This is a genomic window from Inquilinus limosus, from assembly GCF_002195995.1.
Classification (GTDB): Bacteria; Pseudomonadota; Alphaproteobacteria; order DSM-16000; family Inquilinaceae; genus Inquilinus; species Inquilinus limosus_C.
In genome coordinates, this window is sequence record NZ_NHON01000046.1 from 23,082 (window position 1) to 50,044 (window position 26,963).

At 70.2% G+C, this 26,963-nt stretch carries 26 protein-coding genes; 5 read left to right on the forward strand and 21 right to left on the reverse strand.

What is annotated here, in order from left to right; translation table 11 throughout:
• Positions 1 to 86: 86 nt before the first annotated feature.
• Positions 87 to 224: a hypothetical protein gene (locus tag BWR60_RS37195; RefSeq protein WP_088153184.1), complete on the forward strand. Its 138-nt coding sequence runs from the start codon at positions 87 to 89 to the stop codon at positions 222 to 224.
• 7 nt (positions 225 to 231) lie between these two features.
• Here BWR60_RS37195 and lpxB read toward each other — a convergent pair whose 3' ends face one another.
• The 15 genes from lpxB to BWR60_RS22135 form a co-directional block, all read right to left on the reverse strand.
• Complete coding sequence (gene lpxB, locus BWR60_RS22065) at positions 232 to 1,419, reverse strand: lipid-A-disaccharide synthase (RefSeq protein WP_088153185.1); 1,188 nt, start codon at positions 1,417 to 1,419, stop codon at positions 232 to 234.
• Positions 1,416 to 2,243 carry an LpxI family protein gene (locus BWR60_RS22070; RefSeq protein WP_088153186.1) on the reverse strand — a complete coding sequence of 276 codons (828 nt, stop codon included), beginning with the start codon at positions 2,241 to 2,243 and terminating at the stop codon, positions 1,416 to 1,418. Before BWR60_RS22070 ends, lpxB begins: the two co-directional genes overlap by 4 nt.
• The gene (lpxA, locus tag BWR60_RS22075; RefSeq protein ID WP_088153187.1) at positions 2,233 to 3,045 is read right to left on the reverse strand and encodes an acyl-ACP--UDP-N-acetylglucosamine O-acyltransferase; all 813 of its coding nucleotides are present in this window, start codon (positions 3,043 to 3,045) and stop codon (positions 2,233 to 2,235) included. The genes BWR60_RS22070 and lpxA overlap by 11 nt, the downstream gene beginning before the upstream one ends.
• On the reverse strand, positions 3,042 to 3,515 hold the full coding sequence (gene fabZ / locus BWR60_RS22080; protein ID WP_088153188.1) for a 3-hydroxyacyl-ACP dehydratase FabZ: 474 nt from the start codon (positions 3,513 to 3,515) through the stop codon (positions 3,042 to 3,044). Before fabZ ends, lpxA begins: the two co-directional genes overlap by 4 nt.
• Position 3,516: 1 nt before the next feature.
• Positions 3,517 to 4,539: a UDP-3-O-(3-hydroxymyristoyl)glucosamine N-acyltransferase gene (lpxD, locus tag BWR60_RS22085; RefSeq protein ID WP_088153189.1), complete on the reverse strand. Its 1,023-nt coding sequence runs from the start codon at positions 4,537 to 4,539 to the stop codon at positions 3,517 to 3,519.
• A gap of 165 nt (positions 4,540 to 4,704) precedes the next feature.
• On the reverse strand, positions 4,705 to 6,933 hold the full coding sequence (bamA, locus tag BWR60_RS22090) for an outer membrane protein assembly factor BamA (RefSeq protein WP_230983138.1): 2,229 nt from the start codon (positions 6,931 to 6,933) through the stop codon (positions 4,705 to 4,707).
• A 217-nt stretch (positions 6,934 to 7,150) separates the two neighbouring features.
• Positions 7,151 to 8,266, reverse strand: coding sequence for an RIP metalloprotease RseP (rseP, locus tag BWR60_RS22095; protein ID WP_088153191.1), 1,116 nt, complete (start codon positions 8,264 to 8,266; stop codon positions 7,151 to 7,153).
• A 48-nt stretch (positions 8,267 to 8,314) separates the two neighbouring features.
• The gene (locus BWR60_RS22100) at positions 8,315 to 9,475 is read right to left on the reverse strand and encodes a 1-deoxy-D-xylulose-5-phosphate reductoisomerase (protein ID WP_088153192.1); all 1,161 of its coding nucleotides are present in this window, start codon (positions 9,473 to 9,475) and stop codon (positions 8,315 to 8,317) included.
• Entirely contained in the window at positions 9,472 to 10,287 is an 816-nt protein-coding gene (locus BWR60_RS22105) for a phosphatidate cytidylyltransferase (RefSeq protein WP_230983139.1), read from the reverse strand. The genes BWR60_RS22100 and BWR60_RS22105 overlap by 4 nt, the downstream gene beginning before the upstream one ends.
• Positions 10,277 to 11,011, reverse strand: a complete 735-nt coding sequence (locus BWR60_RS22110; RefSeq protein WP_088153194.1) for an isoprenyl transferase — start codon at positions 11,009 to 11,011, stop codon at positions 10,277 to 10,279. Before BWR60_RS22110 ends, BWR60_RS22105 begins: the two co-directional genes overlap by 11 nt.
• Before the next feature lie 8 nt (positions 11,012 to 11,019).
• The gene (gene frr / locus BWR60_RS22115; protein WP_218823617.1) at positions 11,020 to 11,541 is read right to left on the reverse strand and encodes a ribosome recycling factor; all 522 of its coding nucleotides are present in this window, start codon (positions 11,539 to 11,541) and stop codon (positions 11,020 to 11,022) included.
• A 38-nt stretch (positions 11,542 to 11,579) separates the two neighbouring features.
• Positions 11,580 to 12,305 carry a UMP kinase gene (pyrH, locus tag BWR60_RS22120; RefSeq protein ID WP_034840559.1) on the reverse strand — a complete coding sequence of 242 codons (726 nt, stop codon included), beginning with the start codon at positions 12,303 to 12,305 and terminating at the stop codon, positions 11,580 to 11,582.
• Positions 12,306 to 12,350: 45 nt separating this feature from the next.
• Entirely contained in the window at positions 12,351 to 13,277 is a 927-nt protein-coding gene (gene tsf / locus BWR60_RS22125; protein WP_088153208.1) for a translation elongation factor Ts, read from the reverse strand.
• Between the two features lie 107 nt (positions 13,278 to 13,384).
• Positions 13,385 to 14,179, reverse strand: coding sequence for a 30S ribosomal protein S2 (gene rpsB / locus BWR60_RS22130; protein ID WP_088153196.1), 795 nt, complete (start codon positions 14,177 to 14,179; stop codon positions 13,385 to 13,387).
• 352 nt (positions 14,180 to 14,531) lie between these two features.
• Positions 14,532 to 14,855, reverse strand: a complete 324-nt coding sequence (locus tag BWR60_RS22135; protein WP_088153197.1) for a hypothetical protein — start codon at positions 14,853 to 14,855, stop codon at positions 14,532 to 14,534.
• A 391-nt stretch (positions 14,856 to 15,246) separates the two neighbouring features.
• On the opposite strand from BWR60_RS22135, the gene BWR60_RS22140 reads away from it, so the two are divergent.
• The 3 genes from BWR60_RS22140 to BWR60_RS22150 are packed head-to-tail and all read left to right on the forward strand — an operon-like array spanning position 15,247 to position 16,437.
• Positions 15,247 to 15,675, forward strand: coding sequence for a hypothetical protein (locus tag BWR60_RS22140; RefSeq protein WP_218823616.1), 429 nt, complete (start codon positions 15,247 to 15,249; stop codon positions 15,673 to 15,675).
• A 26-nt stretch (positions 15,676 to 15,701) separates the two neighbouring features.
• Positions 15,702 to 16,040, forward strand: a complete 339-nt coding sequence (locus BWR60_RS22145) for a hypothetical protein (RefSeq protein ID WP_088153199.1) — start codon at positions 15,702 to 15,704, stop codon at positions 16,038 to 16,040.
• Positions 16,041 to 16,095: 55 nt separating this feature from the next.
• A complete protein-coding gene (locus tag BWR60_RS22150; RefSeq protein WP_088153200.1) occupies positions 16,096 to 16,437 on the forward strand; it encodes a hypothetical protein in 342 nt (113 codons plus the stop codon).
• Here BWR60_RS22150 and BWR60_RS22155 read toward each other — a convergent pair.
• From BWR60_RS22155 to hutI, 5 genes are all read right to left on the reverse strand, one after another.
• Positions 16,434 to 17,957, reverse strand: a complete 1,524-nt coding sequence (locus tag BWR60_RS22155; RefSeq protein WP_088153201.1) for a malonate--CoA ligase — start codon at positions 17,955 to 17,957, stop codon at positions 16,434 to 16,436. The two genes, BWR60_RS22150 and BWR60_RS22155, sit on opposite strands and share 4 nt — an antisense overlap.
• A gap of 13 nt (positions 17,958 to 17,970) precedes the next feature.
• Positions 17,971 to 19,284, reverse strand: coding sequence for a malonyl-CoA decarboxylase domain-containing protein (locus tag BWR60_RS22160; RefSeq protein ID WP_088153202.1), 1,314 nt, complete (start codon positions 19,282 to 19,284; stop codon positions 17,971 to 17,973).
• Between the two features lie 157 nt (positions 19,285 to 19,441).
• Positions 19,442 to 22,225 (reverse strand): SLBB domain-containing protein, encoded by a 2,784-nt coding sequence (locus BWR60_RS22165; RefSeq protein WP_088153203.1) that lies wholly within the window; start codon positions 22,223 to 22,225, stop codon positions 19,442 to 19,444.
• A 120-nt stretch (positions 22,226 to 22,345) separates the two neighbouring features.
• The gene (locus BWR60_RS22170; RefSeq protein WP_088153204.1) at positions 22,346 to 22,873 is read right to left on the reverse strand and encodes a lytic transglycosylase domain-containing protein; all 528 of its coding nucleotides are present in this window, start codon (positions 22,871 to 22,873) and stop codon (positions 22,346 to 22,348) included.
• Between the two features lie 109 nt (positions 22,874 to 22,982).
• Entirely contained in the window at positions 22,983 to 24,194 is a 1,212-nt protein-coding gene (hutI, locus tag BWR60_RS22175) for an imidazolonepropionase (RefSeq protein ID WP_088153205.1), read from the reverse strand.
• A gap of 68 nt (positions 24,195 to 24,262) precedes the next feature.
• On the opposite strand from hutI, the gene BWR60_RS22180 reads away from it, so the two are divergent.
• Positions 24,263 to 25,639 carry a formimidoylglutamate deiminase gene (locus BWR60_RS22180; protein ID WP_088153206.1) on the forward strand — a complete coding sequence of 459 codons (1,377 nt, stop codon included), beginning with the start codon at positions 24,263 to 24,265 and terminating at the stop codon, positions 25,637 to 25,639.
• A gap of 145 nt (positions 25,640 to 25,784) precedes the next feature.
• On the opposite strand, the gene BWR60_RS22185 is transcribed toward BWR60_RS22180, so the two are convergent.
• The coding region (locus BWR60_RS22185; protein ID WP_088153207.1) for a LysM peptidoglycan-binding domain-containing protein at positions 25,785 to 26,963 on the reverse strand (1,179 nt) is incomplete at its 5' end.

The window sequence follows — 26,963 nt, forward strand, 5'->3', positions numbered from 1 at the left end:
CGGCGTTCCGCGGCCCGGATCGGGAACAAATCCCGGCCTCCGGCCTTGACGGTGCACCGCCATCCGGCACCGCCGCGGAGAGCCTCATGACAAAACTGATCTGCCTTCTGCTGGTCGCGGCAGGCTTGTTGAGCGGCTGCGTCTATGCCGGGGACGGCCATCCGCGCGGCGGCTACGGCAATAATTTCTGCCCGCCCGGACAGGCCAAGAAGGGCAATTGCTGAGCCGGGATCAGGCCCGGCGGCGCCCCTGCCGGATCACGTCGAGCACCACCTGCGCCGCCCGGTCGCCGGGCACGGCGCCGTCCGGCAGCCGCATCATCCGCGCCACCTCGTCATAGGCCGCGCGCTGGGCGGCGACGGCGGCCGGATCGGTCAGCAGCTGGTCCACGGCTGCGGTCAGCTTCTCCGGCGTGCAGTTCTCCTGCAGCAGCTCCGGCACCGCCGGCCGGTCCAGCATGATGTTGACCAGATTGGCGTATTTGGTCGTCAGCATGCGCCGGACGACAAAGGCCGAGAGGGGATTGACGCGATAGGCGATGATGCTCGGCACCCGGGCCAGCCCCAGCTCCAGCGCTACGGTGCCGGAGGCGGCGAGCGCCGCGTCGCTGGCGGCGAAGGCGTCGTATTTCTCGCCGTCGCCCTCGATCACGATCGGGTCGCCCGGCCAGGAGGCCACCGCCGCGCGCACCGGCGCCGCCACCGTCTCCACCGTCGGCACGGCCAGGCGCAGCCCGGGATGACGGGCCGCCAGGGCCCGCACCGTCTCGGCGAAGACCGGCAGCAGCCGCTGGATCTCGCCGCGCCGGCTGCCGGGCAACACGGTCAGCAGCCTGGCGTCCGGCGCGATGCCATGCGCCTGGCGGAAGCGGGCGCCGTCGCCCTGCCCCGCCGCGGTCTCGATGATCGGGTGGCCGACATAGGTGGTGGGCAGGCCGTGCCGCTCGAACCAGGGCGGCTCGAAGGGCAGCTGCACCATCAGGTGGTCGACCAGCCCGGCCAGCTTGCGCGCCCGGCCCGGCCGCCAGGCCCAGACCTTGGGCGCGACGAAATGCACGATCGGGAAGGTCCGGCCCGCCAGCCGGGCCGCGACCCGGGCGTTGAAGGCCAGCCCGTCGATCGACACCATCGCGTCCGGCTTCGCCGCCAGCGCCGCGTCGGCGGTGCGGCGGATCCGGTCGAACAGGCGCGGCAGCTGCGGCAGCAGCTCGACCGCGCCCATCACCGCGATATCGGCCAGCGGGAACAGGCTCTGCAGCCCCTCCGCCGCCATGCGGGCGCCGCCGACGCCGCTGAAGCGCACCCCGTCGCCGCAGCGCCGCTTCAGCGCCGCCATCAGGCTGGCGCCCATCAGGTCGCCCGAGGGTTCGGTCGCCACCAGGAAGATGTGCGGCGCGGTCGTGTCCTCCGACACCATCATTCGCCCTCCGCCAGGCAGAGCACGAACAGGCCGTGCCGGTCGGCCGCCTGCCGCACCGCCTCGGAATCGATGATCATGGCCCCGCCGGCTTCGACCACGATGCCGCGCAGCCCGGCGGCGGCGGCCAACTCGACCGTGGTGACGCCGATCGTCGGCGGGTCCAGCCGGACGTCCTGCTGCGGCTTCTTGGCCTTGACCAGCACGCCGCCCGGACCGGGCCGGGCCAGCGGGCCGCAACGGCGCAGCATCGCATCGGTGCCCTCCGCCGCCTCGACCGCCAGGACATAGCCATGCTGCACCACCGAGCCCTGGCCGATGTCGAGCCGGCCGATCTCGCGGGCGATCTCGCGCGCCTTGGCGATGTCGGCCTGGGCCAGCTCGTCCGGCGCGGTCCGGGTCAGCAGGCCGGGCTTGGCCAGGAAGTCGTCGATCACCTCATGCAGGGCGACGAGGTGGAACCCCTCCTCCTGCAGCACCCGACGCAGCGCGGTCAGCAGCGCGTCGTCGCCGAGCGAGGAGAAGCCGATGCGGGTCAGGATCCGCACCGCCTTGAAGTCGGGCATCAGCTCGAACAGGCTCGGCCGGCGGATGTTGCCGACCGGGCACAGCGTGTGGGCGCCCTGGCGCTTCAGCTCGTCGATCCAGCGGCCGGCGGCGCCCAGCCGGGTCCAGAAATGCGGCACGGCCGCGCCCTCGACCAGGGCCGGGTCGGTCATGCCGCGAAAGGCGACGACGACGAAGTCCCGCCCGGCCTGGCGGCACGCCTCGACCAGCCGCCCGGGCAACGGGCCGGCGGCGGCCAGAATGCCGAGCTTATCCGGCATGCCGGCGGCGGGCAGGCTGCATCACGTTGCGGCCGGAATCGGCGTCGATGAAGGCGAGGATGCGCTGCACCACCTCGTTGTCGCCGAAGTTCTGGCGCGTCTCCTCGATGCGCTCGGCGAACTGCGCCTCGCCGTCGAACAGGGTGCGGTAGGCGGCCAGCAGCGACTGGATCTGCGGCTTGGTGAAGCCGCGGCGCTTCAGCCCGACCAGGTTCAGCCCGTTCAGCGTCGCGGTCTCGCCGATCGCCAGGCCGAAGGGGATGATGTCGTTGCGCACCGGCGTCATGCCGCCGACGAAGCTGTGGGCGCCGAGGCGGAGATGCTGGTGGATGGCGCTGTTGCCGCCGATGATGACATGGTCCTCGATCGTCACATGGCCGGCCAGGACGGCGTTGTTGGCCATGATGATGTGACTGCCGAGGATGCAGTCATGGGCGACATGCGTGTTCACCATGAACATGCAGTTGTCGCCGACCACGGTCTTCATCTTGTCGCCGCGCGTGCCCGGATTCATGGTCACGTGCTCGCGGATGACGTTGTTGGCGCCGATGATCAGCTGCGATTTCTCGCCGGAGAACTTCAGGTCCTGCGGCGGCAGGCCGAGCGAGACGAAGGGAAACACCTTCGTCTTCGGGCCGATGCTGGTGCGGCCAGCGACGACGACATGCGAGATCAGCTCGACCCCGTCGCCCAGCTCGACCTCCGGGCCGACGGTGCAGAACGGGCCGATCGTGACGCCGGCCCCGAGCTTCGCCGCGGGGTCGACCAGGGCCATCGGATGGATGGTGGCGGCAGCGCTCATAGATCGTCCATGATCATGGCGGCGAACTCGGCCTCCGCCACCAGCGTGCCGTCGACCTTCACCTCGCCCGCGAACTTCCAGACGTTGCGGCGCTGGTGCAGCTTCTTGACATGGACGCGCAGGCTGTCGCCCGGCGTCACCGGCCGGCGGAACCGGGCGTTGTCGACGGTCATGAAGTAGACCAGCTTGCCGTTGGCGTCCTCGCCCAGCGTCGCCACCACCAGCACCGCCGCGGTCTGGGCCATGGATTCGACGATCATCACGCCCGGCATCACCGGGTAGCGCGGGAAGTGCCCCTGGAAGAAGCCCTCGTTGATCGTGACGTTCTTGATCCCGGTGCAACTGACGTCCGGCACCACGTCGATCACCCGATCCACCAGGATCATCGGATAACGGTGCGGGATCATCTCCATGATCTTGAGGATGTCCAGCTGCGACATGTTCTTCTTGTCGCTGGCGGCTCCGTCCATCTCAGTCGCCCTTCCCTTCGGCTAGACGCGCTAGCATGACCTGCTGCCGGAAAAACTGCCGTTTCGGGATCGCGGGTGAACCCACCACCTCCGCACCGGGGTCGACGTCGCGCATCACCCCCGCATTCGCGGCGATCCTCGCCCCTGCACCGATGGTGAGATGGCCCGCGACACCAGCCTTGGCAGCCAGAACGGCGAAATCGCCCAACTTGGTGCTCCCCGCCACGCCTGCCTGCGCGACGATGACGGCGCCTCGTCCGACCTGCACGTTGTGCCCGATCTGGACCAGATTATCAATCATCGCCCCCCGGCCGATCACCGTGTCCGGGCCGGCCCCGCGGTCGATGGTGGAGTTGGCGCCGACCTCGACATCATCCTCGATGATGACGCGGCCGAGCTGCGGCAGCCGGACATGGCCTTCGGCGTCCATGGCGAAGCCGAACCCGTCCTGGCCGATGCGGGCGCCGGGATAGATCGTGACCCGCGCCCCCACCAGGCAATGGGTCAGCGAAGCCCCGGGCCCGACCACGCTGCGCTCACCCAGCACCACGCCGGCCCCGATCACCGCGTTCGGACCGATCCGGCAGCCCGCGCCGATCTCCGCCCCGGCCTCGATCACCGCGCCGGGCCCGACCTCCACCCCCTCGCCGATCACCGCCGTCGGGTCGATCGCGGCGGTGGCGGCGATGCCGGGGCGCGCCACCGGCGCCGGAAAAAAGGCCTGGGCGATCAGCGCGTAGCCCTTGTAGGGCTTCGGCGTCAGCAGCAGCGCCATGCCGGCCGGCGCCCTGTCGGCCAGGGCCGGGGCGATCACGCAGGCGCCCGCCTTGCTGGCGGCGAAGGCGTCGACATATTTGCGGTTGTCGAGGAAGCTGATGTCGTCGGGCCCCGCCGCGTCGAGCGGCGCGACGCTGGCGATCGGCCGCTCCGGGTCAGCCCCGGGCGACAGGGTCGCGCCGGCGATCTCGGCGAGGCGGCCGAGCGGGAACGGACCGGCGCTGCGAAAGAACCGCGGATCGGGCATGGGCGTTCTCTCTGCTCACGACTGGCGAAGGACGGTCCCCCGCCCGTCCGTCCAGAGTTGCGCCCCGGCCATGACGTCGAGGCACTGACCAACGAAAGCGGCGCCGGCTGGAACCGGCGCCGCGAAGGGACGCGCGACCGCGGAGGCGGACCGCTGCCGCGCCAATCAGAACCGCGTGCCGAAGCTGATGTGGATCTGCTCCTGCTTGTCGTAGCTCTCCTTGGCGAACGGATAGGCATAGTCGAGCCGGATCGGCCCGAAGGGCGAGGCCCAGGACACGCCGACGCCGGCCGAGGCGCGCAGCGCAGCGTCGTCGACGACGCCGGGGCCGTTGTCGTCCGTTCCCCACAGCGTGCCGAAATCGGTGAAGGCATGCCCCTGCAGGGCGAACTCGCTGGGCAGGCCGAGCGGGAAGCTGAGCTCGACCGAGCCGAGGGCGAAGTTGTTGCCGCCCAGCGCATCCTTGTCGTCGGAGCCGAGATCGCGCGGGCCGAGGCCGCCGGTCTGGAAGCCGCGGAAGGAGTTGCCGCCGAGGAAGAAGCGGTCGTTGATACGGACGTCCTCGCCCAGGCCGATGATATGGCCGAGCTGGCCGCCGATGTTCAGCACCATGGAATCGGTGACCGGGTAGTACCAGTCGGCGCTGAGCTGGGACTTGAGGTAGTGCACGTCGCCGCCGAGACCCGCGATTTCGTTCGACAGCGTGATCCGGTAGCCGTCGGTCGGGTTGATGCGGCTGTCCAGCCGGTCATAGGTCAGGGACTGCTGCACCGCGGAGGACAGGGTGTTGCCCTCCTGCTCCTTGATGAAGCGCGAGGCGTCGTCGCTGACGTCCGAGACCTGCCGGTAGTTCAGGCGGTAGCGCAGCGTCTGCCGCAGGTTCTCGCTCAGCGGATAGCCCATGCGCAGCGCGAAACCGGTGTTGGTCTCGTTGTAGGAGCTGAAGCTCTGATTGTCGCGCGTGGTGCGGAACAGGTCGAAGCCGGCCGCGAGGTTGCGGCCCATGAAGTACGGCTCGGTGAAGCTCAGGTCGATTTCGGACGACACGCCGCTGAGCGAGGTCGACAGCCGCAGGTCCTGGCCCCGGCCGAGCAGGTTGCGCTCGCGGACCGTGACGTTGCCGAGCGGACCGTCGCTGGTCGAGTAACCGACACCAAGCTGCAGTTCACCGGTCGACTGCTCGCTCACCGCCGCCTGGATCACCGTCTGGTCCGGCGCCGTGCCCGGGGTCGGCTTGATGTCGACCTTGCTGAAGAAGCCGAGGTTGCGGATGTTGGTCTCGGACTTCTTCAGGCGCGAGGCGTTGAACGGGTCGCCTTCGGCCAGCTCGAACTCGCGGCGGATCACCTCGTCGGCGGTGCGGACATTGCCGCTGATGTCGATACGCTCGACGAAGACGCGCGGGCCTTCCGAGATTTCGTAGGTGATCGCGATCAGCTGCTCGTCGCGGTTGCGCTGCACCGAGGGCTGAATGTCGACGAAGGCGTATTGCCGGTCGCCCAGATAGGTGGTCAGGGCCTGGATCGTGTCCTCGACCGACTTGCTGGAGTACCAGTCGCCCTCATTGGTGACGATGACGGTCTTCAGCTCCTCCGGCGTCACGCCCGGCAGGGCGCTGTTGACGTCGATCTTGCCGAACTTGTAGCGCTCGCCCTCGTCGACCGTGAAGGTGATGAAGAAGCCCTCGCCGTCCGGCGCCAGCTCCGACACCGCCGAGACCACGCGGAAATCGGCATAGCCGCGGTTCAGGTAGAAACGGCGCAGCATCTCCTGGTCGACGGCCAGGCGGTCCGGGTCATAGGTGTCGTTGGAGGCGAGGATGTTCCACCACTCGGTCTCCTTGGTCAGGATCTCGTCGCGCAGGTCGCCGTTGGAGAAGGCGCGGTTGCCGACGAAGTTGATCCGCTCGATCTTGGCGAGGTCGCCCTCGCGGATCTCGAACACCAGGTTCACGCGGTTCTGGTCGAGCTTGATGATCTTCGGCTCGACCGCGACGGCGAAGCGGCCGCTGCGGCGATACAGCTGCTGGATGCGGTCGGCGTCGCTCTGGGCCTTGGTCCGGGTGTAGACCTGCCGCGGGCGCTCCTCGATCTCGGCCGTCAGCTTGGTGTCGTCGAAGCGGTCGTTACCCTCGAACGCGATCTGGTTGATGATCGGATTCTCTTCGACCGTCACCACAAGGCTGGAGCCCTGGCGCCGGATCTGCACATTGGCGAACAGGCCGGTGGCGAACAGGCTCTTGACGGATTCGTCCACGGCGCGGTCGCTGTACTCGTCGCCCGGCTTCAGCGCCATGTACGAGATCACCGTGGCGGGCTCGATCCGCTGCGAACCCTCGACCTTGACGTCGGCGACGGTTCCACCGCCACCGCGGGTCTGTGCCGGCGCCGCCATGGGCGCGGTCCCAAGGGCAACAGCCGCCACGGCCGCGAGCCAGAGTCGGGAGGTCACGGTCGACATCGGTTTCTGCTTTCCCCTCAAACTCACACCCATCCCTCTCGCCCCCGACCGATCGGGCACAAGAGGTTTGACGAACGACCGCCGCCCCCACTGCCAGCGGCTGCGGATCGCGGCGAGTCACAGCCGCCGTGATCCGGTAACACGTCCCGGCTCAGGACACCAAGCCTTTGAAAAAGGCCACTACCTTGAGTTGGACCAGGTCGTTCCAGGTCGCGAAGAGCATCAGGGTTAATACCAAAGCAAGCCCTAGGCGGAAACCGTATTCTTGGGCACGGGCGCCCAGCGGACGGCCGCGGACCGCCTCGATCGCGCAGAACAGCAGGTGGCCGCCGTCGAGCATCGGGATCGGCACCAGGTTGATCAGGCCGAGATTGATCGACAGGATCGCCATGAACCAGAGCAGCGCCACGATGCCGACCTGATAGACCTCACCCGACATCTGGGCGATGCGGATCGGGCCGCCGAGATCCTCGGTGCCGCGCTGGCCGGACACCATCTGCCCGAGGGCCTGGGCGGTCATCGACACGATCGCCCAGCTCTCGGTGACCGACATCCGTGCCGCTTCGACGACGCCATAGGGCCCGGTGTCGGCGGCGATGCCGAGGCGCCAGATGGTCGCGCTGCCGCCATCGGTCGTCGGCACCGTCTCCTGCCGCGGTGTCAAGGCGAAGCTCAAGGCCTCGCCGCTGCGGTCGATGCCGAGCGTCACGCTCTTGCCGCCGCTGTTGCGGACCGCCTCGCCGAGCTCGGCGAAACGGTCGACCGCGGTGCCGTCGATGCTGGCGATCCGGTCCCCCGGCCGGATCCCGGCCTCGGCGGCGGCGCCGCCCGCCGAAACGTCGCCCACCACCGCCGGCGGGAACGGGTGGCCGCCGATCAGGAACAGGAAGAACAGGGCGACGATCGAGAACAGGAAGTTGGCGACCGGTCCGGCCGCGGCGATGGCCGCGCGCTGCCCCACCCGCTTGTGGTGGAACGACACCGCCCGCTGATCCTCGGACATCCCGTCGAGCGCCGCGCTGGACGGGGTCGAAGCCGCATCGGCATCGCCGAACATCTTCACATAGCCGCCGAGCGGGACGACGCTGAACTTCCAGCGGGTGCCGTGCCGGTCGTTGAAGCCGAACAGCTCCGGCCCGAAGCCGATCGAGAAAGTCTCGACCCGGACCCCGTTGCGGCGCGCGACCCAGTAGTGGCCGAACTCGTGCACGAAGACGAGGACGGTCAGCACGACCAGGAACGGGATCAGATAGGTGAACAGCGTCATAGGGTCCTCTCGGCCAGAGGGCCTATGTAGGCCCGCTCGCCCGCGATTTCAAAGCGCAGCGGCGTGCCGTCGCGCCTCGGCGTCGATGGCGAACACCTCGTCCAGAGTCGCCACAGCTTGTGCCGGAATCATGGCAAGGGTGGCCTCGACGATCCGCTCGATGTCGAGGAAGCCGATCCGGCCCTCGAGGAAGGCCGCCACGGCCACCTCATTGGCGGCGTTCAGCACGGTGGCGGCCGAGCCGCCTTGCCGCAGGCATTCCCGGGTCAGCCGCAGCGCCGGGAACCGTTCCGGGTCCGGCTGCCGGAAATCGAGCCGGGCGATCTTCGCCAGGTCGAGCGCGGCGCAGGGCGTCTCCATCCGCTCCGGCCAGGCCAGGGTGTAGGCGATCGGCACCCGCATGTCGGGGACGCCGAGCTGCGCCAGCACCGAGCCGTCGGCATAGTCGACCAGGCTGTGGATCACCGATTGCGGGTGGACCACGATCTCGATCTGGTCCTCCGGCATGGCGAAGAGGTGCGACGCCTCGATCAGCTCCAGCCCCTTGTTCATCAGGGTGGCGCTGTCGACCGAGATCTTCGCGCCCATGCTCCAGTTCGGATGGGCGACGGCCTGGGCGGGCGTCGCCGCCGCCATCTGCTCGCGGCTCCACTCCCGGAACGGCCCGCCCGAGGCGGTCAGGATCAGCCGGCGGACCTTGGCGCCCGGCTGGAACACCTGGAAGATGGCGTTGTGCTCGCTGTCGACCGGCAGCAGCGTGGCGCCGTGCTGCCGCACCTCGGCCATCATCAGCTCGCCGGCGCAGACCAGGCACTCCTTGTTGGCGAAGGCGACCATGGCGCCGCGCCGGATCGCGGTCAGGATCGGCCGCAGGCCGGCGGCGCCGACGATGGCGCCCATCACCCATTCCGCCGGCCGGGCCGCCGCTTCCACCACCGCCTCAGCGCCGCCCGCCGCCTCGATGCCGCTGCCGGACAGCGCCGCCTTCAGCGCCGGATAGGCGGCCTCATCCGCCACCGCGGCGGTGCGGGCGCCGAGCTGCCGGGCGATCGCCGCCAGCCGTTCCGCATCCTTGTTGGCGGTCACCGCCTCGACCGTGAAGCGCTCCGGCGACCGGGTGATCAGGTCGACGGTGCTGGCGCCGACCGAGCCGGTGGCGCCGAGAATGGTGACGGAGCGCGGAGCGTCCGCGGACGGGGCCGAGGTCATGTGAAGGATGCATCCAAAAGGGCGGTGAACAGGGCAAAGACGGGCGCCGCGGCCAGCAGCCCGTCGATCCGGTCGAGCACGCCGCCATGGCCGGGGATCAGGTCGCCGCTGTCCTTGACGCCGTAATGGCGCTTGACCGCGGATTCGGCAAGGTCGCCGGCCTGAGCCACCAGGGCCAGCAGGGCGGCCCCCGGCACGGCGACAAGGGCCGAGCCGGCGCGGTGCAGCACCGCGATGGCGACGGCGCCGGCCACGGCGGCCAGGCCGGCGCCGCCGATCAGCCCGGCCCAGGTCTTCTTCGGGCTCAGCCGCGGCGCCAGCCTCGGCCCGCCGATCCAGCGGCCGAAGATGTAGCCGCCGATATCCGTACCCCAGACCGCCACCAGCAGCCAGATCACCGGCTGCCAGCCATCCTGGCGGAGATGCAGCAGCGCGACGACGGTCAGGCCGAGATAGGGCAGCCCCAGCGCCGGCATGCGGCCGGGCGTGCCGAGGCGGAGATTGACGGCGATGTCGAACAGCACGGTCGCGGCGGCCAGCACCAGCAGGCCGGCGACGGCGCCGGCGCAGCCGGTGGCGATGGTCACGGCGACGACGGCGATCGCGGCGGAGACCCGGGCCCAGCCGGGCGGCGGCCGGCGCAGCACCAGCCGCAGCCACTCGTCGACGCCGAGCACGCCGAGCAGCCCGACGATGACCGCGAACTCCCACTGCCCGACATAGACGGCGGCAAGGATCAGCGGTCCGAGAACGAGGCTGGAGAGGATCCGCAGCGTCAGGTTGCTGCGCTTCGCCCCGGGGCTATTGGCCACCGACGGCGCCATAGCGACGTTCCCGCCGCCGGAACTCGGCGAGGGCGGCCTCCAGGTCGGCATGGCCGAAATCCGGCCACAGCGTGTCGACGAAGATCAGCTCGGCATAGGCGGCCTGCCACAGCAGGAAGTTGCTGATCCGCTGCTCGCCGCTGGTGCGGATGATCAGGTCGGGGTCCGGCAGGTCGGCGGTGAACAGGCGGCCGGCGAACAGCCCTTCATCGATCGCCTCCGGCAGCAAGGCCCCCGAGGCGACCTCGCGCGCCACCCGGCGCGCCGCCTCGGCGATCTCCTGCCGGGCGCCGTAGCTCAGCGCCACGGTCAGGTTCAGCCGGGTGTTGGCCGCGGTCAGCGTCTCGCTCTCGACCAGCAGGTCGACGATGTCGGGGGCCAGGCGCTCGCGGTCGCCGATGAAACGCAGCCGCACGCCCTTGCGGTGCAGGGCCTTGAGCTCGCCGCGCAGGAAGAAGCGCAGCAGCTTCATCAGCTCGCCGATCTCGAGGATCGGCCGGCGCCAGTTCTCGGTCGAGAAGCCGAACAGCGTCAGATAGCCGACATCCAGCGCGATCGCGGCATCGATCGTCCGCTGCACGGCATGGACGCCCTGGCGATGGCCGATGGCGCGCGGCAGGCCCTGGGCGGTCGCCCAACGGCCGTTGCCGTCCATGATGATCGCGACATGGAGCGCGGGCTGATCCTCGGCCTTGGGGGCGAAACGGTGCATCCCGGTGCTCAGACCTGGAGGATCTCTTTTTCCTTCTGCGCCGCCGCTTCGTCGATCTCGCGGATGCGGCCGTCGGTCAGGCCCTGGATCTTGTCGGCGAGGCGCTTGTGCTCGTCCTCGGAGATCTCATGGTCCTTCTCGGCGCGCTTCAGCGCGTCCATGCCGTCGCGGCGGACGTTTCGCACCGCGACGCGGGCGGCCTCGGCGTATTTGCCGGCGACCTTGGTCAGCTCGCGCCGGCGCTCCTCGCTCAGCTCCGGCAGCGGCACGCGGACGGTCTGGCCCTCGGTCTGCGGATTCAGGCCGAGGCCGGAATCGCGGATCGCCTTCTCCACCGACTTGACCGCGCTGCGGTCCCAGACCGTCACGGTCAGCATGCGCGGCTCCGGCACGCCGATGGTGCCGACCTGGTTCAGCGGCATCTGGGCGCCGTAGACGTCGACCGTGATCGGCTCGAGCAGGCTGATGCTGGCGCGGCCGGTGCGCAGACCGGCAAGATCCTTGCGCAGGGACTCCAGAGCACCCGCCATGCGGCGGGAGATGTCGTCGAGATCGGCTTTGGCCACGCTCAGCCCTCCTCGGTCACGATGGTGTAGCGTCCCTGCCCTGCGACCACCTCCGCGAACGCGCCATGCTCGTTGATGGAGAAGACCAGGATCGGGATCTTGTTTTCACGGGCCAGCGAGATCGCCGCATGATCCATGACGCGGAGATCTTTTGCCAGCACATCCATGTAGGTCAAGCGGTCGAAGCGCTTGGCCCCTTCGACCCGCAGCGGGTCGGCGTCGTAGACGCCGTCGACCTGCTTGCCCATGAGCAGGGCGTCGCAGCCCATCTCGGAGGCGCGCAGGGCGGCGCCGGTGTCGGTGGTGAAGAACGGGTTGCCGGTGCCGGACACGAAGATGACGACGCGGCCCTTCTCCATGTGCCGGATCGCCCGGCGCCGGATATAGGGCTCGCACACCGTCTGCATCGGGATGGCCGAGACCACGCGGGTGTGCAGGCCCTTGTGTTCGCAGGCGCTCTGCAGCGCCAGGCCGTTCATCACCGTGGCCAGCATGCCCATGTAGTCGGCGGTCGCCCGCTCGATGCCGGAGGCGGCGCCGCTCATGCCGCGGAAGATGTTGCCGCCGCCGACCACCATGCAGATCTCGACGCCGAGGGCGTGGACCTGGGCGACATCATCGGCGATGCGCTCCACCATCTTCGGGTCGATGCCGTAATCCTGGTCGCCCATCAGGGCTTCCCCGGAAATCTTCAACAGCACCCGTCGATACTGGGCCGCCTTCGCCATGTCGCTCCACTCCCTCAGCGCCGCCAATCTGGTCTTGCGTTCGGCTCAGCGGCCGAGCGTGGCCGCCACTTCGGCCGCGAAGTCGCCCTGCTCCTTCTCGATGCCCTCGCCGAGCACGAAGCGGACGAAGCCGGTCACGGTGACCGGGGCGCCGGCGTCCTTGGCCGCAGCCTCGATCGCCGCGCGGACCTTGGTCTCGCCGTCCAGCACCCAGACCTGCTCGTGCAGCACCACTTCCTCGTAGTACTTGCGGATCCGGCCCTCGACCATCTTCTCGATGATCGCCTCGGGCTTGCCGCTGGCGCGGGCCTGCTCGACCAGCACGGCGCGCTCGCGCTCCAGGTTGCTGGCGTCGACATCGGCGATGTGCAGCGCATCCGGCCGGGCCGCCGCGATATGCATCGCGACCTGCTTGCCGAACGCCTCGAGCTTGGCCTTGTCGCCGGTCGACTCCACGGCCACCAGCACGCCGATCTTGCCCAGGCCGGCGGCGACCGGGCTGTGCACATAGGCGGCGACGACGCCGTTCGACACCGACAGGGCGGCGCTGCGGCGCAGGCTGATGTTCTCGCCGATGGTGGCGACCAGCTGGGTCACCTCCTCGCCGGCGGTGCGGCCCGTGCCCGGGAAGGCGCTGGCGGCCAGCGCCGCGACATCGCCATTCGCCTGCAGGGCGAGGCCGGCCAGGGTCGAGACGAGGCCCTGGAACTTGTCGTTGCGCGACACGAAGTCGGTCTCGGAGTTGACCTCGACCAGCGCGCCCCGATTGCCCTCGACGGCCGCGCCGACCAGGCCCTCGGCGGCGACGCGGCCGGCCTTCTTGGCGGCGGCGGCCAGGCCCTTCTTGCGCAGCCAGTCGACCGCGGCCTCCAGGTCGCCGGCGGCCTCGTTCAGCGCCTTCTTGCAATCCATCATGCCGGCGCCGGTCTTCTCACGAAGCTCCTTCACCAGCGCTGCCGTGATCTCCGCCATATCGTCCTCGCATCCGGTTCGTTCGGCGCCGCGCCCCAGCATGGTCGCAGGCACCCTCATCGACAGAAAGGGGCGGCTTTCTGGGCCGCCCCTGGTTCGCTCTCGGCTCAGGCGGCCGGCTGTTCCGCCTCGCCGCCGGTCTCGGCCGGCGGCGGCAGCTCCTCCTCGACCGGCGCCTCCTCCAGCCCGCCGACATCGGCGCCGCTGGCGCTCATCTCGGCCTGGATGCCGGCGATGACCGAGCCGGAGAACAGCTCGCAATAGAGCTCGATCGCGCGCAGCGCGTCGTCGTTGCCCGGCACCGGGAAGGTGATGCCGTCCGGGCTGGAGTTGCTGTCCAGCACGGCCACGACCGGGATGCCGAGCTTGGCGGCTTCCAGGACCGCGATCGATTCCTTGTTGGTGTCGATGATCACCAGGATGTCGGGCAGGCCGCCCATGTCCCGGATGCCGCCCAGCGCCTTCTCGAGCTTGTCGCGCTCGCGGGTCAGGGTCAGCTGCTCCTTCTTGGTCAGGCCGACCGCGCCCTGGTTCAGCTGCTCGTCCATCTCCTTCAGGCGCTTGATCGACTGCGACACCGTCTTCCAGTTGGTCAGCATGCCGCCGAGCCAGCGATGGTTGACGAAGTACTGGCCGCAGCGCTTGGCCGCGTCGGCGATCTGGTCCTGCGCCTGGCGCTTGGTGCCGACGAACAGGACGCGGCCGCCATTGGCGACGACCTCACGGACGGCATCGAGCGCGCGGTGCAGCAGCGGCACGGTCTGCTCGAGGTCGATGATGTGCACGCCGTTGCGCACGCCGAAGATGTACGGAGCCATCTTCGGGTTCCAGCGGCGGGTGTGGTGGCCGAAATGCGCGCCCGCTTCGAGGAGCTGGCGCATGGTGAAGGTCGGCGTAGCCATGGTCGGAAGGTCCTTTTTCCGGTTGTTCCGCCGCGGGCTTTGCCCCTCGCCGCACCGCGGATTGCGGATATGGCGAAAAGCACCGGAGCGACCGAGCCACTGCCGTGGCAGGCCGCGATGCCCGCGTGTGGGATTGACGACGGCGCGGTTGATACGCCCTGCGCCCGGGAAATGCAAGCCGGGCGATCGGTTGCCCGGTCGGTACGGTTCAGAGACCGTTTGGAAATTCGCTGGCGTGAGTCGGCTGGCGGTGGTTTCGAGAACCGGAGCGCAGCGGACGTTATAGTCCGTGAGCACCGGAAGCACAGAAACCGCCGTCAGACGGCCGCGCCAGCGAATTTACAGGCGGTCTCTAAGCGCTGCGGCGGTCGGTCCAGACGAAGCGCGAGCGGTAGCGCTGCGCCCGGCGGGCGCGGTGCTCGGCCAGATCGTCGACCGGCGCGGCGGGCTGGGTCGGCTCGGCGGCCGGCTCGTCCCAGCGGGCGACGAGCTTGCCGGTCTCCGCATCGCGGGTCCAGCGCAGCAGGACCTTGTCCCCGTCCCGGATCGGGTCGTGGCGCAAGTCGCGGTTGCGGAAGCGCGGGAGGGCGGCAAGCGCCTCGGCCCGCGGGGAAATGACGGCGCCCAGCGCCAGGCGCAGGCGGCGATCGAAGCAGGAGAGAAAAGCGAGGTTCATCGTTCGCTCCGTATCCCGCACGCGGCGGAAGCGGGGCGAACGGCGCTCCGACCCTAGGTCCGGCTCACGCCATCCACCCGGCCGAGGCCGAGTGCGATCCAGTGATGTTCGGGCGACGTCACCGCGGCCGGATCGGCCTTGGCGACGCCACGACTAGGGTGGTCGTCCATCTGTCTCTCGTTGTGAGATTGGCGTCGGGCGGGCCTGGGCTCGCTCGGCGTCACCGGCGATGTATGCCCGCGCCCCCTCGGAGTCAAGGCCAAAGCATATGCCGCGGAGCGCCTGGGCCGCAGCGGCTTTCCGCGCTGGCCGGGCCGACCGCTCCGGACCTCCGGCCGCGGCTGGAGTCGCGGGTTCCCGGCGCCATGGCCCTTGGTTCAAGGGAACGAAGATGCGGGTCGGTTCCGTTGTTCCTTCTGCAGGCCTGTTGCAGACGGCCGCACTGGGCCGGCCGGTCGGGCGGGATGCCCGGTCGCCCGCAATCCTGGCCAGGAGGGCGCTGATGCGCATCCTCTTTCCCATCGCGACCGTGCTCGCACTCGCCGCCGGCACCGCGGCCGCCCATGGACCGGCGGCGTGGATCCAGAACGGTCAGTACCGGAACCTGTCCGGCACGCATGAGCAATGCTGCGGCCCGCATGACTGCGCCGCCTTCGCGTCCCGCGATGTCCAAGTGCGCCCCGACGGGTATATGATCCGCCCCCTGTCGATGCTGATACCGACCGACCAGGCCCAGTTCAGCGAAGACCAGAACTACTGGCTGTGCCGCAAGCCGGACGGCTCGATGCGCTGCTTCTTCATCCCGAACGTCGGCGCCTGAGGCGGGACCGCCGAGGAGAAGGCCCGATGACGCTGTTTCCTGCAGGCCCTCGCCGCATCGCCGCCGCCTGCGTGACGGCGCTGCTGCTCCTCATGGCCGCGGCCGGGGCCCGAGCGGCGCTGCCGCCCTATTGGCAGCGCCTGGAGGAGATCAAGGCGATCCTGGACAGCAACGAGCTGTCCGAGAGGCTTCAGGGGCATCCGATCGACCGGATCGAGCGGCCGGGCGACGACCTCTACCGGGTCCAGGCAGGCCCCTGCTCGCTCGACATCCGCATCGTCGACGACCCCGCCAGCAGCACCAAGCCGGCGATGCCGGGCCCGCGCAGCTTCCATATCGAGGCCGGCAAGGCCGCCTGCCGCTGATCCCTGGAACCGGCGCCGCGCCCGCCGCGTTGGCCAGGTTTGGCAAGGAGGCCCCATGCACGCCTACTCCGTCCGGATCGTGCCCGCCGGCCGCCAGGCCCCGCTGTGGCGCGCCGTCGACCCCGACAACGGCGCCGACTTCATGAGCGACATGATCGTCTTCGCCGAGGACCCGGAGGATGCGCGCCGCTATCTCGATGCGACCCTCCTGGCCACCGGCTTCGCGCCGGACCGGCCGCCGCTGCGCGGGATCGGATCGCCCTGGCAGGAGCCCGGCCTGGTTCGGATCGAGGCCGCGCCCGAATTCGATCCCGTCGCCCGCCTGGCCGGCCGCAACCACGTGGCGCGGCACCAGGGCTTCCTGAGCAATCCGACGACCGACCCGCTGCGAGACTAGGCCGGGGTCTTGAAGGTCGTCCCGTACTGCTCGCGCAGGGCGGCTTTCTGCACCTTGCCCATGGCGTTGCGCGGGATCTCCGCCACCACGAACACCGCCTTGGGCTGCTTGAACCGGGCCAGCTGGTCCTGCAGCGCCGCCTGGATCGCGGCGGGGTCGAGCGGCGCCGCCCCCGCCCGCATCTTCACCACCGCCGCCACCGCCTCGCCGAAATCCGGATGCGGCAGGCCGATCACCGCCGATTCCTCGACGCCCGGTATGGCGTCGATCAGGCTCTCGACTTCCTTCGGATAGACGTTGAAGCCGCCGGTGATGATCAGGTCCTTGGCCCGGCCGACGATCGAGACATAGCCGCGGTCATCCACCACCCCGACATCGCCGGTGATGAAGAAGCCGTCGGCGCGGAACTCGGCCGCGGTCTTCTCCGGCATCCGCCAATACCCCTTGAACACATTCGGGCCCTTGACCTCGATCACGCCGATCTCGCCCTGCGGCAGGGGCCTGGCGTCCTCGCCCACCACCCGCAGCGACACGCCGGGCAGCGGGAAGCCGACCGTCCCCGCCCGCCGCTCGCCGTCCAGGGGGTTCGAGGTGTTCATGTTGGTTTCGGTCATGCCGTAGCGCTCGAGGATGGTGTGCCCCGTGCGCTGCCGGAACTGCTCGAAGGTGTCGGCCAGCAGCGGCGCCGAGCCGGAGATGAACAGCCGCATATGAGCGCAGGCCTCGGCGGTGAGGCCGGCCTGCTCCAGCAAGCGGGTGTAGAAGGTGGGGACGCCCATCATCACGCTGGCCCGGGGCAGCAGGCGCAGCACCTCGGCGGCGTCGAACTTCGGCAGAAACAGCATCGTCGCCCCGGCCAGCAGGGCACAGTTGGTGGCGACGAACAGGCCGTGGGTGTGGAAGATCGGCAAGGCGTGCAGCAGCACGTCGTCCGGCCGGAAGCCCCAATAATCGTGCAGGGTCAGGGCGTTCGACAGCAGGTTGTCGTGGCTGAGCATCGCCCCCTTGGACCGCCCGGTGGTGCCGGAGGTGTAGAGGATCGCGGCCAGGTCGTCCGGCTCGCGCGGTAGCGTCTCAAACCCGTCCGGCTCCCGCGCCGCGGCCTCGGCCAGGGTCCCCTCCCCGGCCGCGCCGAGGGTGAGCACCGCCTTGGCGCCGGCAGGCCCGGCCACCGCCTCGATCTCGGCCAGCCGGGCCGGCTGGCACACCGCCAGTGCGGGCTCGGCATCGCCGGCGAAATAGGCGACCTCGCCCTTGGTGTAGGCGGTGTTGAGCGGCAGGTAGACCGCCCCGGCGCGCAGGCAGCCGAGATAGAGCGCCACCACATCCTGCGACTTGTCGACCTGCACCATCACCCGGTCGCCCGGCGCCACGCCCAGCCGCCGCAGCAGGTTGGCATAGCGGGCGCTGGCGGCGTCGAGCTCCGCATAGGAGATGGCGCGGCCGTCGGCGAGCGCCAGCGCCGGCTTGGACCGGTCGGCGGGGAAACGGGCGGACAGGGCGTCGTAGAGATTGGTCATGCGGCTCGGCGGGTCAGAGATAGGGCTTCAGCTGGCGCGCCACCGCGCGGCTCGTCGCCACCTTGCCGGCATTGACGAAGGCTTCGTGGTTGCGCTCCAGCTCCGCCGGATCATAGAGGTAGTTGACTAGAAGTCCCCAGCCCTGCTCCAGCCCCTTTGGCGCGATATCGCCGGCCCAGTTCAGCCGCTCGAGTCGGGCGCCGTTGCCGAGATGGAAGCGCGCCACCGGGTCGACCAGCCGCCCGTTCGGCCGCAGCTCGGCGGCGAGATAACGGGCGCAAAGGCCGGTCAGCGCCGCCTTCCGCGCCTTGTCCGCCGCCACGGCCTCGATCCCGCCCGCCGCCAGGGCCGGCAGGAGATCATCGGCCGCGTCCCGCACCGCCGCGACCTCGTGCTGCGGCGCCGCCGTCTCCAGCCAGCGCCGGAAGCCGGGGATCGGCGACAGGGTCGAGAAGGTGGCGAGGTTGGGCAGGGTCTGCTGCAGGTCGGCCACCACCTGCTTCAGCAGGAAGCTGCCGAAGGAGATGCCGCGCAGCCCCTTCTGGGTGTTGGTGATCGAGTAGAAGATCGCCGTGTCGGCGGCGGCCGGATCTCCGATGGGGGCCTTGGGGTCCAGCAGCGGCGCCACCTCCCCCGCCAGGCCGCGCACCAGCGCCACCTGGACGAAGATCACCGGCTCGTTCGGCAGGGCCGGATGGAAGAAGGCGTAGCAGCGCCGGTCCTCGGCCAGGCGCCGGCGCAGGAACTCCCAGCCCGGGATGGCGTGCACCGCCTCGTACTGGATCAGCTTCTCCAGGATGATCGCCGGCGTCTCCCAGGTGATCCGCCGCAGCTCCAGGAAGCCGCCGGAGAACCAGTCGGTCAGCACATGCTTCAAGTCGGCATCCACGATCCGCAGCTCCGGATTCCCGTCGGCGAGGTCGAGCGCGTCGGCACGCAGCCCGATCACGAACTCGGTGCCCTCGGGCAGCATGTTGATGCGGCGCAGCAGCTCCCGCCGCGGCGGCTCGGCCGCCTCGGCCAGGGCCAGGGCGCCGGATGCGCTGGGCTCGGCCATGAACGCGCGCGCGGCGGCGGCGATCGCCGCATGGTCGGGCCCGAACTCCCGCGCCAGCAGGGTGAAGAAGGCCTCGCGCTCGGCGGCGTCCAGGCCGCGATAGAGGGCGACCAGCTCGCGCGCCAGGGCGATGCCGGACGCCTCGCCACGCTCCGACAGCAGCGCGCGGCAGAGACCGGCGGGCCCCTGCGGCCAGGGCCGGCCGCGGCCGAAAGCGAACAGCTCGAGGCCGCGATCGGCGATCGAGTTGATGAGGTCGGTGATCTGCATGAGGCGCTCGTTCCGCTTCCGCCAGACCCGGTCAGGCTAGTGTGCTTCGCGCCCGCGGGACAATGGCGCCTGGCGCATGCCCGCGATCCGGATGGCACGGCCGCAAACAAAAAGGGCGGCGCCGGCGGCACCGCCCTTCCTGCCGATCGATCCGGCGTCAGTTGCGCCGGCTGATCACCACCAGCGAGGCGGCGGACACCGCCAGGCTCTGCACGATCGAGCCCACATCCTTGACCAGGCGGTACAGGTCGAACGGATTCAGGTCGCGCGGCACGATGATGACGGACCCGGGCGGCACCCGGACCGAGCTGTAGCTCCACGACGACAGGTCGAGCGGCTGCGCCTGGCCGTTCGGCATGACGACGAAGGTGCGGCCGGTATCGGCGGCCTCCGTCGTGCCGCCGGCGAACTCGACATAGTCGTCGGCGGTCAGCTTGCCGTCGTACTGCACCGTGCCCGGGTTGAGCACCTCGCCCGACACCGTGACGAAGAGCGGCCGCTTCGGCACGAAGAGCTGGTCGCCCGCGTCGAGGGCGAAGTCGAGCTCGGGCTTGGCGGCCAGCACTGTGGGATCGGCCTCGATTACCACTCGGCCGGCGGCCGGGATGGTCTTCAGCTCCGAAATCAGGCTCTGGATCGCCGGCAGGGCCGCGGTCGCGCTCCTGCCGCTGTCGTCACCGCTCTGCTGGACCAGCTGGGGCAGCCCCGCCTGAATCTCGCGGGCGGTGCGCTCATAGCCCTGCTGCTGCTGCTGCCGCACGGCCTCGCGGGTGAAGACCGCGCCATACGGGAAGGCCTGGTTGGTGTAGCCGCCGGCGCGCTGGATCAGCTGCAGCAGGGTTTCGCCGCGACGGATCACGTAGCGTCCGGGATGGGTGAACTCGCCAGCCAAGGTGACCGACCCGTCCTCGCGCAGCTGCGGGTTCTGCGGGATGCGGATGCTGTCGCCGGGGTTCAGCTTGATGGAGGCGGTGCTGGCGCCGAGGCTCTGCACCGACCGCCAGGAGCCGCTGAGATTCGAAGGTGACAGGGTCGAGAAATAACCGACCTCGATGGCGCGGCGATCGGCCTCGATCGTGGTGCCGCCGGCGATGTCGAGCACGGTCGACAGCGACGTGCCCGGGATGATCGGATAGCTGCCCGGCACCCGCACCTGGCCGTTGAGCGAGACCACATGCTCGATCACGAAGGGCAGCAGGTCCGGAATGTCGTCGAAGATCTGCGGGCAGGCCCGGTTCACCTGCAGCGAGCCGCCCGCCTCGGTGTTCTGGAAGGTCTGCCGGGCGTTGCGGAAGCGGCCGGTGGAGTCGGCGCGCACCGCTTCCGCCAGCGACCGCAGGCCGAGGCAGCTGCCGCTGACGTTGTTGGCCGGGGGCAGGCTCGAGGTCAGCGTCTGGTTCTGGGCCTGAACGTTCTGCGACTGGTCCGCCGCCGCCGAGCGGGCCTGGGCCGGCTGGATCCCGGCGAGCATGGTCTGGACGTCGTCCGAGCCGAGATAGCGGATGTCCTCACGCGACAGCACGATCAGCTTGTCGCGGTCGTGCAGCCGCAAGTTGCCGCCGCCGCGCAGCGCCACGCCCAGGTTGACCGGCACGAATTTGCGGATCCGCGTGGTCGGGTCGGTCGTCTGGATCACGCCGAACGGCAGATAGGCGTCGTCCGCCAGGATCGGCGGATCCGCCAGCAGGGCGCGCAGGGTCGGCGCGCTGGTCAGCGGCCGGACACCGGCGACCGTGACATTGCCGGTGATCGAGACGCTGCCGACGCGCAGGTCCTGCGACAGCGTCACCTGGATGATGTCGTTGGTCTGCACCGGCACCGCGGTCTGGCCCGACAGGTTCTGCACCTGGTCCTGGCCGTTGCGGTCGAGCCGCAGCAGGTTGAACCGGTTGCCGGCCGGGCGGATCGGACCGCCGGCATAATCCAGCATTTCGGCGACGCTGAGCGGGCCGGCGGCATCCGGCGGCATTTCGAAGATGCCGGGCCGGACCACATCGCCAGCGACCGCGACCGTGCGCCCGATGGTGGGGATGGAGATGCGGTCGCCGTCCTGCAGCAGCAGGTCGGCTTCATTGCTGTATCCCATCAGGAAGCCGTAGAGGTCGACCACCTTGGTCTGCCCCTGCCGGATCAGCGAGACCGTGCGCAGCGAGCCCGTCTTCTTGATGCCGCCGCCCGCGGTCAGCGCGTCGACCAGGGTCGAGAAGCTGGTCAGGGTCTGGGTGCCGGGCTTGACGACCTCGCCGGTCAGGGTCACCGAGATCGCCCGGACATCGCCGAGCGAGACGAAGGCCTCGGTCGAAACGTAGTTCTCTTTGACGCGAGTCTCGATCTCGCGGCGCAGATCGCCGAAAGAGCGGCCGGCGGCCGGGATCGGCGGCAGATCTTGCAGGATCAGGCGTCCCTCGCGGTCGACCGTGGCGCTGATGCCCTGGTTCACCTGGCCGCGCAGCGTGACCACGACTTGGTCACCGATGCCGATGACGTAGTTCTCGCTGACGGCACCACTGACCACCTGGCTCGCCGGCGCGCCGCCGCCGAAGACGTCATAGCCGAACTGGTTGATGTCACTGCTCAGGCGCCGCGCGTAATCGGCCTCGATGCGCGAGACAGGCGCGGCCGAGACGGTGGAGGACGGCAGCCCCGGCGAGACCACGGCCGGCTCGGTGATCTGGCCCGGCGTCGTCGACGGCACGCGCGGCCCGCTCGGGATCGTCACGCCATCGGACTGGGTGCCCTGCGGCTGCAGCTGCGACGGGTTGATGCCCAGCTGCTGCAGCTGGTCGACCAGCGCGTTCAGCTGAGCATGACCCGACACCGGGGTCAGCACCAGAATGCCGCAGGCCAGGAGGGCCGGGCCGATTCCGTAGCGAAGGGTCCATCGGAGTCGACGCGCCTCGCCCTGCCGGTCGCGGCGACGGTCACTGTGCACAGGCTTCATGGTCCCCCGCTTCTGACTTCTAAATGCCCGATCACGGCGCAGATCGAGCCAACGCCCCCAATGGCCCAACTTCTGAACGATCTGGCCGGTAAAGAAAACCCGAATCAATCCCCTGTCCCCTCAACCTGACGCGCAGACTTCGATCGGCTCGGCCCCCTGGCCGCGGATTTTCTTCAGCCGCTCCAGCACCCGGCAGGCATAGGCGAACTGCCGGTCCGGGTCGCTGGAATGATAATGCGCGATCGCCTGCAGCCAGTTCCCGTATTTGTTGAACAACCGCCGCAGGAAATAGGCGCCGTAGATCACATTGTATTGTGGCTGAAAGATGAGCGTGTAATCCGGCAGCGTCTGCTTGTGATAACGCAGAGAAATCTGCATGCAGCCGACGTCGATGTTGGGGCTTTCCCCGCCGCCGTTGTCCTCGATCGCCGCCTTCATGGCGGCCAGGCTGCTCGGGAACATCGGCGTCCCGCCGACATTGAGGGCCCAGGGATAGGGATCGCCCTTCCCGCCCGATTCGGTCTGCGCGATCGCCAGCAGCATGCCGCGGGGGATGCCGAACGCCCCCTCCATCGCCAGGATATAAGGCGTGCAACTCTCCTGCGCCCGCGCCGGCGCGGATGCCGCGGCCAGGCCGAACAGGACCATCGCGAGCGCCGCGATCCGACCGAATCCCCTCACCAACGCAACCGGCTTCCCCCGCCAATCGATCAGACGCTTCTAGCACAAAGCTCCGATTCGGCAGAATACCGCCGTATTAAACCGACCGACCGGCCCGGATCACGGCACGACAGGGGTTGTAGGCGATGCGGTAGGACAGCTCCGCCGGGTCGTCCACGTCCCAGAACACCAGATCGGCCGCCAATCCCGGGGCCAGCCGGCCGCACTCATCGGCCAGGCCCAGCGCCCGCGCGGCGTTGCGGGTAACGCCGGCCAGCGCCTCCTCCGGCGTCAGCCGGAACAAGGTGCAGCCCATGTTCAGCATTAGCAGCAGCGACGTTGCCGGCGAGGTACCGGGATTGTTGTCGGTGGCCAGGGCCATCGGCACGCCGTGCCGGCGGAACGCCCCGACGGGCGGCAGCTGGGTCTCGCGCAGGAAGTAGAAGGCGCCCGGCAGCAGCACCGCCACGGTGCCGGCCCGGCCCATCTCCTTGGCGCCCGATTCGCTGGTGTATTCGAGATGATCCGCCGACAGCGCGCCGAACCGGGCGGCCAGCGCCGCGCCGTCCTGGTCGGAGAGCTGATCCGCGTGCAGCTTCACCGGCAGCCCGAGCGCCTTGGCGGCGCGGAACACCCGCTCGACCTGGACCGGCGAGAAGGCGATCTTCTCGCCAAAGGCGTCGACCGCATCGGCGAGGCCGTCCCGGGCGATCGCCGGCAGCATCTCGTCGATCACGCGGTCGAGATAGCGCTCGGGCTGGTCGCGATCCTCCGGCGGCACGGCATGGGCGCCGAGGAAGCTGCGCCGCACCCGCAGGCGGCTCTCCTGCCCCAGCCGGCCGGCGACGCGCAGCATCTTGGCCTCGGTCGACAGGTCGAGCCCATAGCCGGACTTGATCTCGACGGTGGTCACGCCCTCCACCGCCAGCGCGTCGAGGCGCTTCCGGGCCGAAGCCAGCAGCTCCTCCTCGGCGGCGGCACGGGTGGCGGCGACGGTCGAGACGATGCCGCCGCCGGCCCGCGCGATCTCCTCATAGCTGGCGCCGTGCAGCCGCATCGCGAATTCGCGGGCCCGGTCGCCGCCATGGACCAGATGGGTGTGGCAGTCGATCAGCCCGGGCGTGACCCAGGCGCCGCCGGCATCCTCGACGGAAGCGGCCAGGCGGTCGAGGGCGCCGGGCAGGTCCACCTGCCGCCCGACCCAGGCGATGCGGTCGCCCGCGATCGCGATCGCGCCCTCGGGAATAGCGCCGTAGCCGTCGCTCACCATGGTCGCCAGCCGCGCATTGATCCACAGCCGATCCCACATCCCTCTTTCCCTTCGGCAATCCGGGTCTATTCTGCCGCACCGCGCTTCATCTCACGGGATGCCGCCTCTTGACCACGCGCTATTTCGCCGATGCCGCCCTGCTGGCCGATGGCTGGGCCGAGAATGTCCTGATCGAGATCGATGACCGGGGCGACATCGCCCGCGTCTCGGCCGGCGCGGCGCGGGGCGACGCGGAACCCATTGCCGGCGTCGTCCTGCCGGGCATGGCGAACCTGCACAGCCACGCCTTCCAGCGCGCCATGGCCGGGCTGGCCGAGACCACGGCCGGCCCCGGCGACGATTTCTGGAGCTGGCGCGAGCAGATGTACCGCTTCGTCCGCGTGCTCGACCCCGCCCAGGTCGAGGCGGTGGCCGCGCAGCTCTATGTCGAGATGCTGAAGGCCGGCTACACCTGCGTGGCCGAGTTCCACTACCTGCACCACCAGCCGGACGGCACGCCCTATGCCGACCGGGCGGAACTGTCGCGCCGGGTGATCGCGGCGGCCAAGGCCACCGGCCTCGGCATCGCGCATCTGCCGGTGCTGTACAACACCGGCGGCTTCGGCGGGCAGAAGGCCGGCGACGGCCAGCGCCGCTTCCTGAACGATGTCGACGGCATCCTCGACATCATCGGCCGGCTGCGCGCCGACCATGACGGCGACCCGGATGTCCGCATCGGCGTCGCGCCGCATTCGCTGCGGGCCGTGCCGCCCGAGATGCTGGCCGGGGTGGTGGCGGGTATCAATGCGGCCGATCCGACGGCGCCGATCCACATCCACATCGCCGAGCAGGTGAAGGAGGTCGAGCAGTGCCTGGCCTGGAGCGGCGCCCGCCCGGTCGAATGGCTGCTGGGCCACGCCGCGGTCGATGACCGCTGGTGCCTGATCCATGCCACCCATCTGAACGAGGCCGAGACCGCCGGCATGGCGGCCAGCGGCGCGGTCGCCGGGCTGTGCCCGACCACCGAGGCCAATCTCGGCGACGGGCTGTTCCCCCTCGCCCCCTATCTCGCCGCCGGCGGCGCGCTCGGCATCGGCTCGGACAGCCACATCTCGGTCGGGGTGATCGAGGAGCTGCGCTGGCTGGAATACGGCCAGCGCCTGACGCAGCGGAAGCGCGGTGTCGCCGGTGGCCCGGCCCGGCCCTCGGTCGGCGCGACCCTGTTCCAGGCCGCGATCGACGGCGGCGCCCGCGCGGTCGGCCGTCCCACCGGCCGGATCGAGGCCGGCGCCCGCGCCGATCTGATCGTGCTGGATCCGGACCATCCGGCGCTGATCGGCCGGCGCGGCGACACGCTGCTCGACAGCTTCGTCTTCGCCGGCAATGACTCGCCGATCCGCCATGTCATGGCCGGGGGCCGCTGGCGCGTGCGCGACGGCCGGCATGCGGACGAGGCCGCGGTGGCGGCGCGCTACCGGTCGGTGATGGCGGCGCTGCTGGCCTGAGGCAAAGAAAACGGGCCCTGGAGGACCAGGGCCCGAGAGGTGAACAGGGAGGCTGCTCGAGCGGGAGACGCTTACGAGCTACCCCTAACCTAACCCGGCGCCTGCCCTGTCGCTGTGACGGGCGTCACCACGGTCGATTTCCGCGTCAGCCGGGAACGGCGGCCGTGGCGCCCGCCGCCGGCACCGTGAAGATCTGCCCCGGATAGATCAGGTCGGGGTCGCGGATCTGCTCCTGGTTGGCCTGGTAGATCACGGTGTAGCGGGGCCCCTCGCCATAGACCCGGCGGGCGATCCGCCACAGGCTGTTGCCGGGCTGGACCACGACCCGCCCCTCGGCCACCGCGACCTCGGCCGGTGCGGCGCGTTGGAACGGCGTCTCGGCCCGCGCCGTCACCTTGCCGGCGGCGTCGATCTGGTCGGCGCGCAGGCGATAGATGCCGGGCGCGATCGCCCCCGCCGCCTGAATGCGGAAGCGGCCGTGCGGATCCATACCGCCCCCGCCGATCGGGCGGTTGTCGAGATAGAGCCGCACGGTGGCGCCGGCCTGGCCGCGGCCGCTGACGAAGACGGCGCCGCCGTCGCCATAGTCGATGACGTCGATCGACAACGTCCCATCCGGCGCGGCCGGGCCCGGCGAACCGGCCGAGGGCGCCTGCAGCACGGTCGAGGAGCCCTGCTGCGGCGTCACCATCACCAGGGCGCTGCCGCCGCTGCCGGTCGCCGGGCGTCCGGCGATGTCATGGCCCCGCTCCGGCACCACCACCGTGGCGACCTCGCCCGCGGCGCTGCCGCCATCGGCAAGGCGCAGCGAGATCTGGTGGTCACCGGCCGGGATCGGCGCGTCGGAGAGGAACACCCAGCCGCCGGAGCTGTCGGCCTGGACCGAACCGATCTGCCGGTCGCCATCCATCAGCAGGATGCGGGCCCCGGCGGGGCCGCGCCCGGCGATGGTGACGCCGCCATCCGAGTTCACCCGGATGGCGTCGAAGCCGAGTGCCGCCGGCTCCTTCGCATCGGCAGCAGGCGGGGCCGGAGTCTGCGGCGGCTGGGCTGAAGCCTGGGGCATGGGCGGCGCCTGCGGCGGCTGGGCCGCAGCCTGAGGCTGGGCCGGCGACGGCGGCGGTTCGGCCGAAGCCGGGGGCTGAGGCGACGGCTGCGGCGGTTCGGCCGAGGCTTCCGGCTTCGGCGTGTCGTTCCGGCGTGGGGCCAGGGCGGTGACGGCCGGGGCGCCGGCGATCTGGGGAGGCTCGTCGAACCCGCCCCCCAGCACCCGCGGCGAGGGCGGTGCGACCGGCGCCGAAGCCTGCGGGGCGGGCTTCGGCGC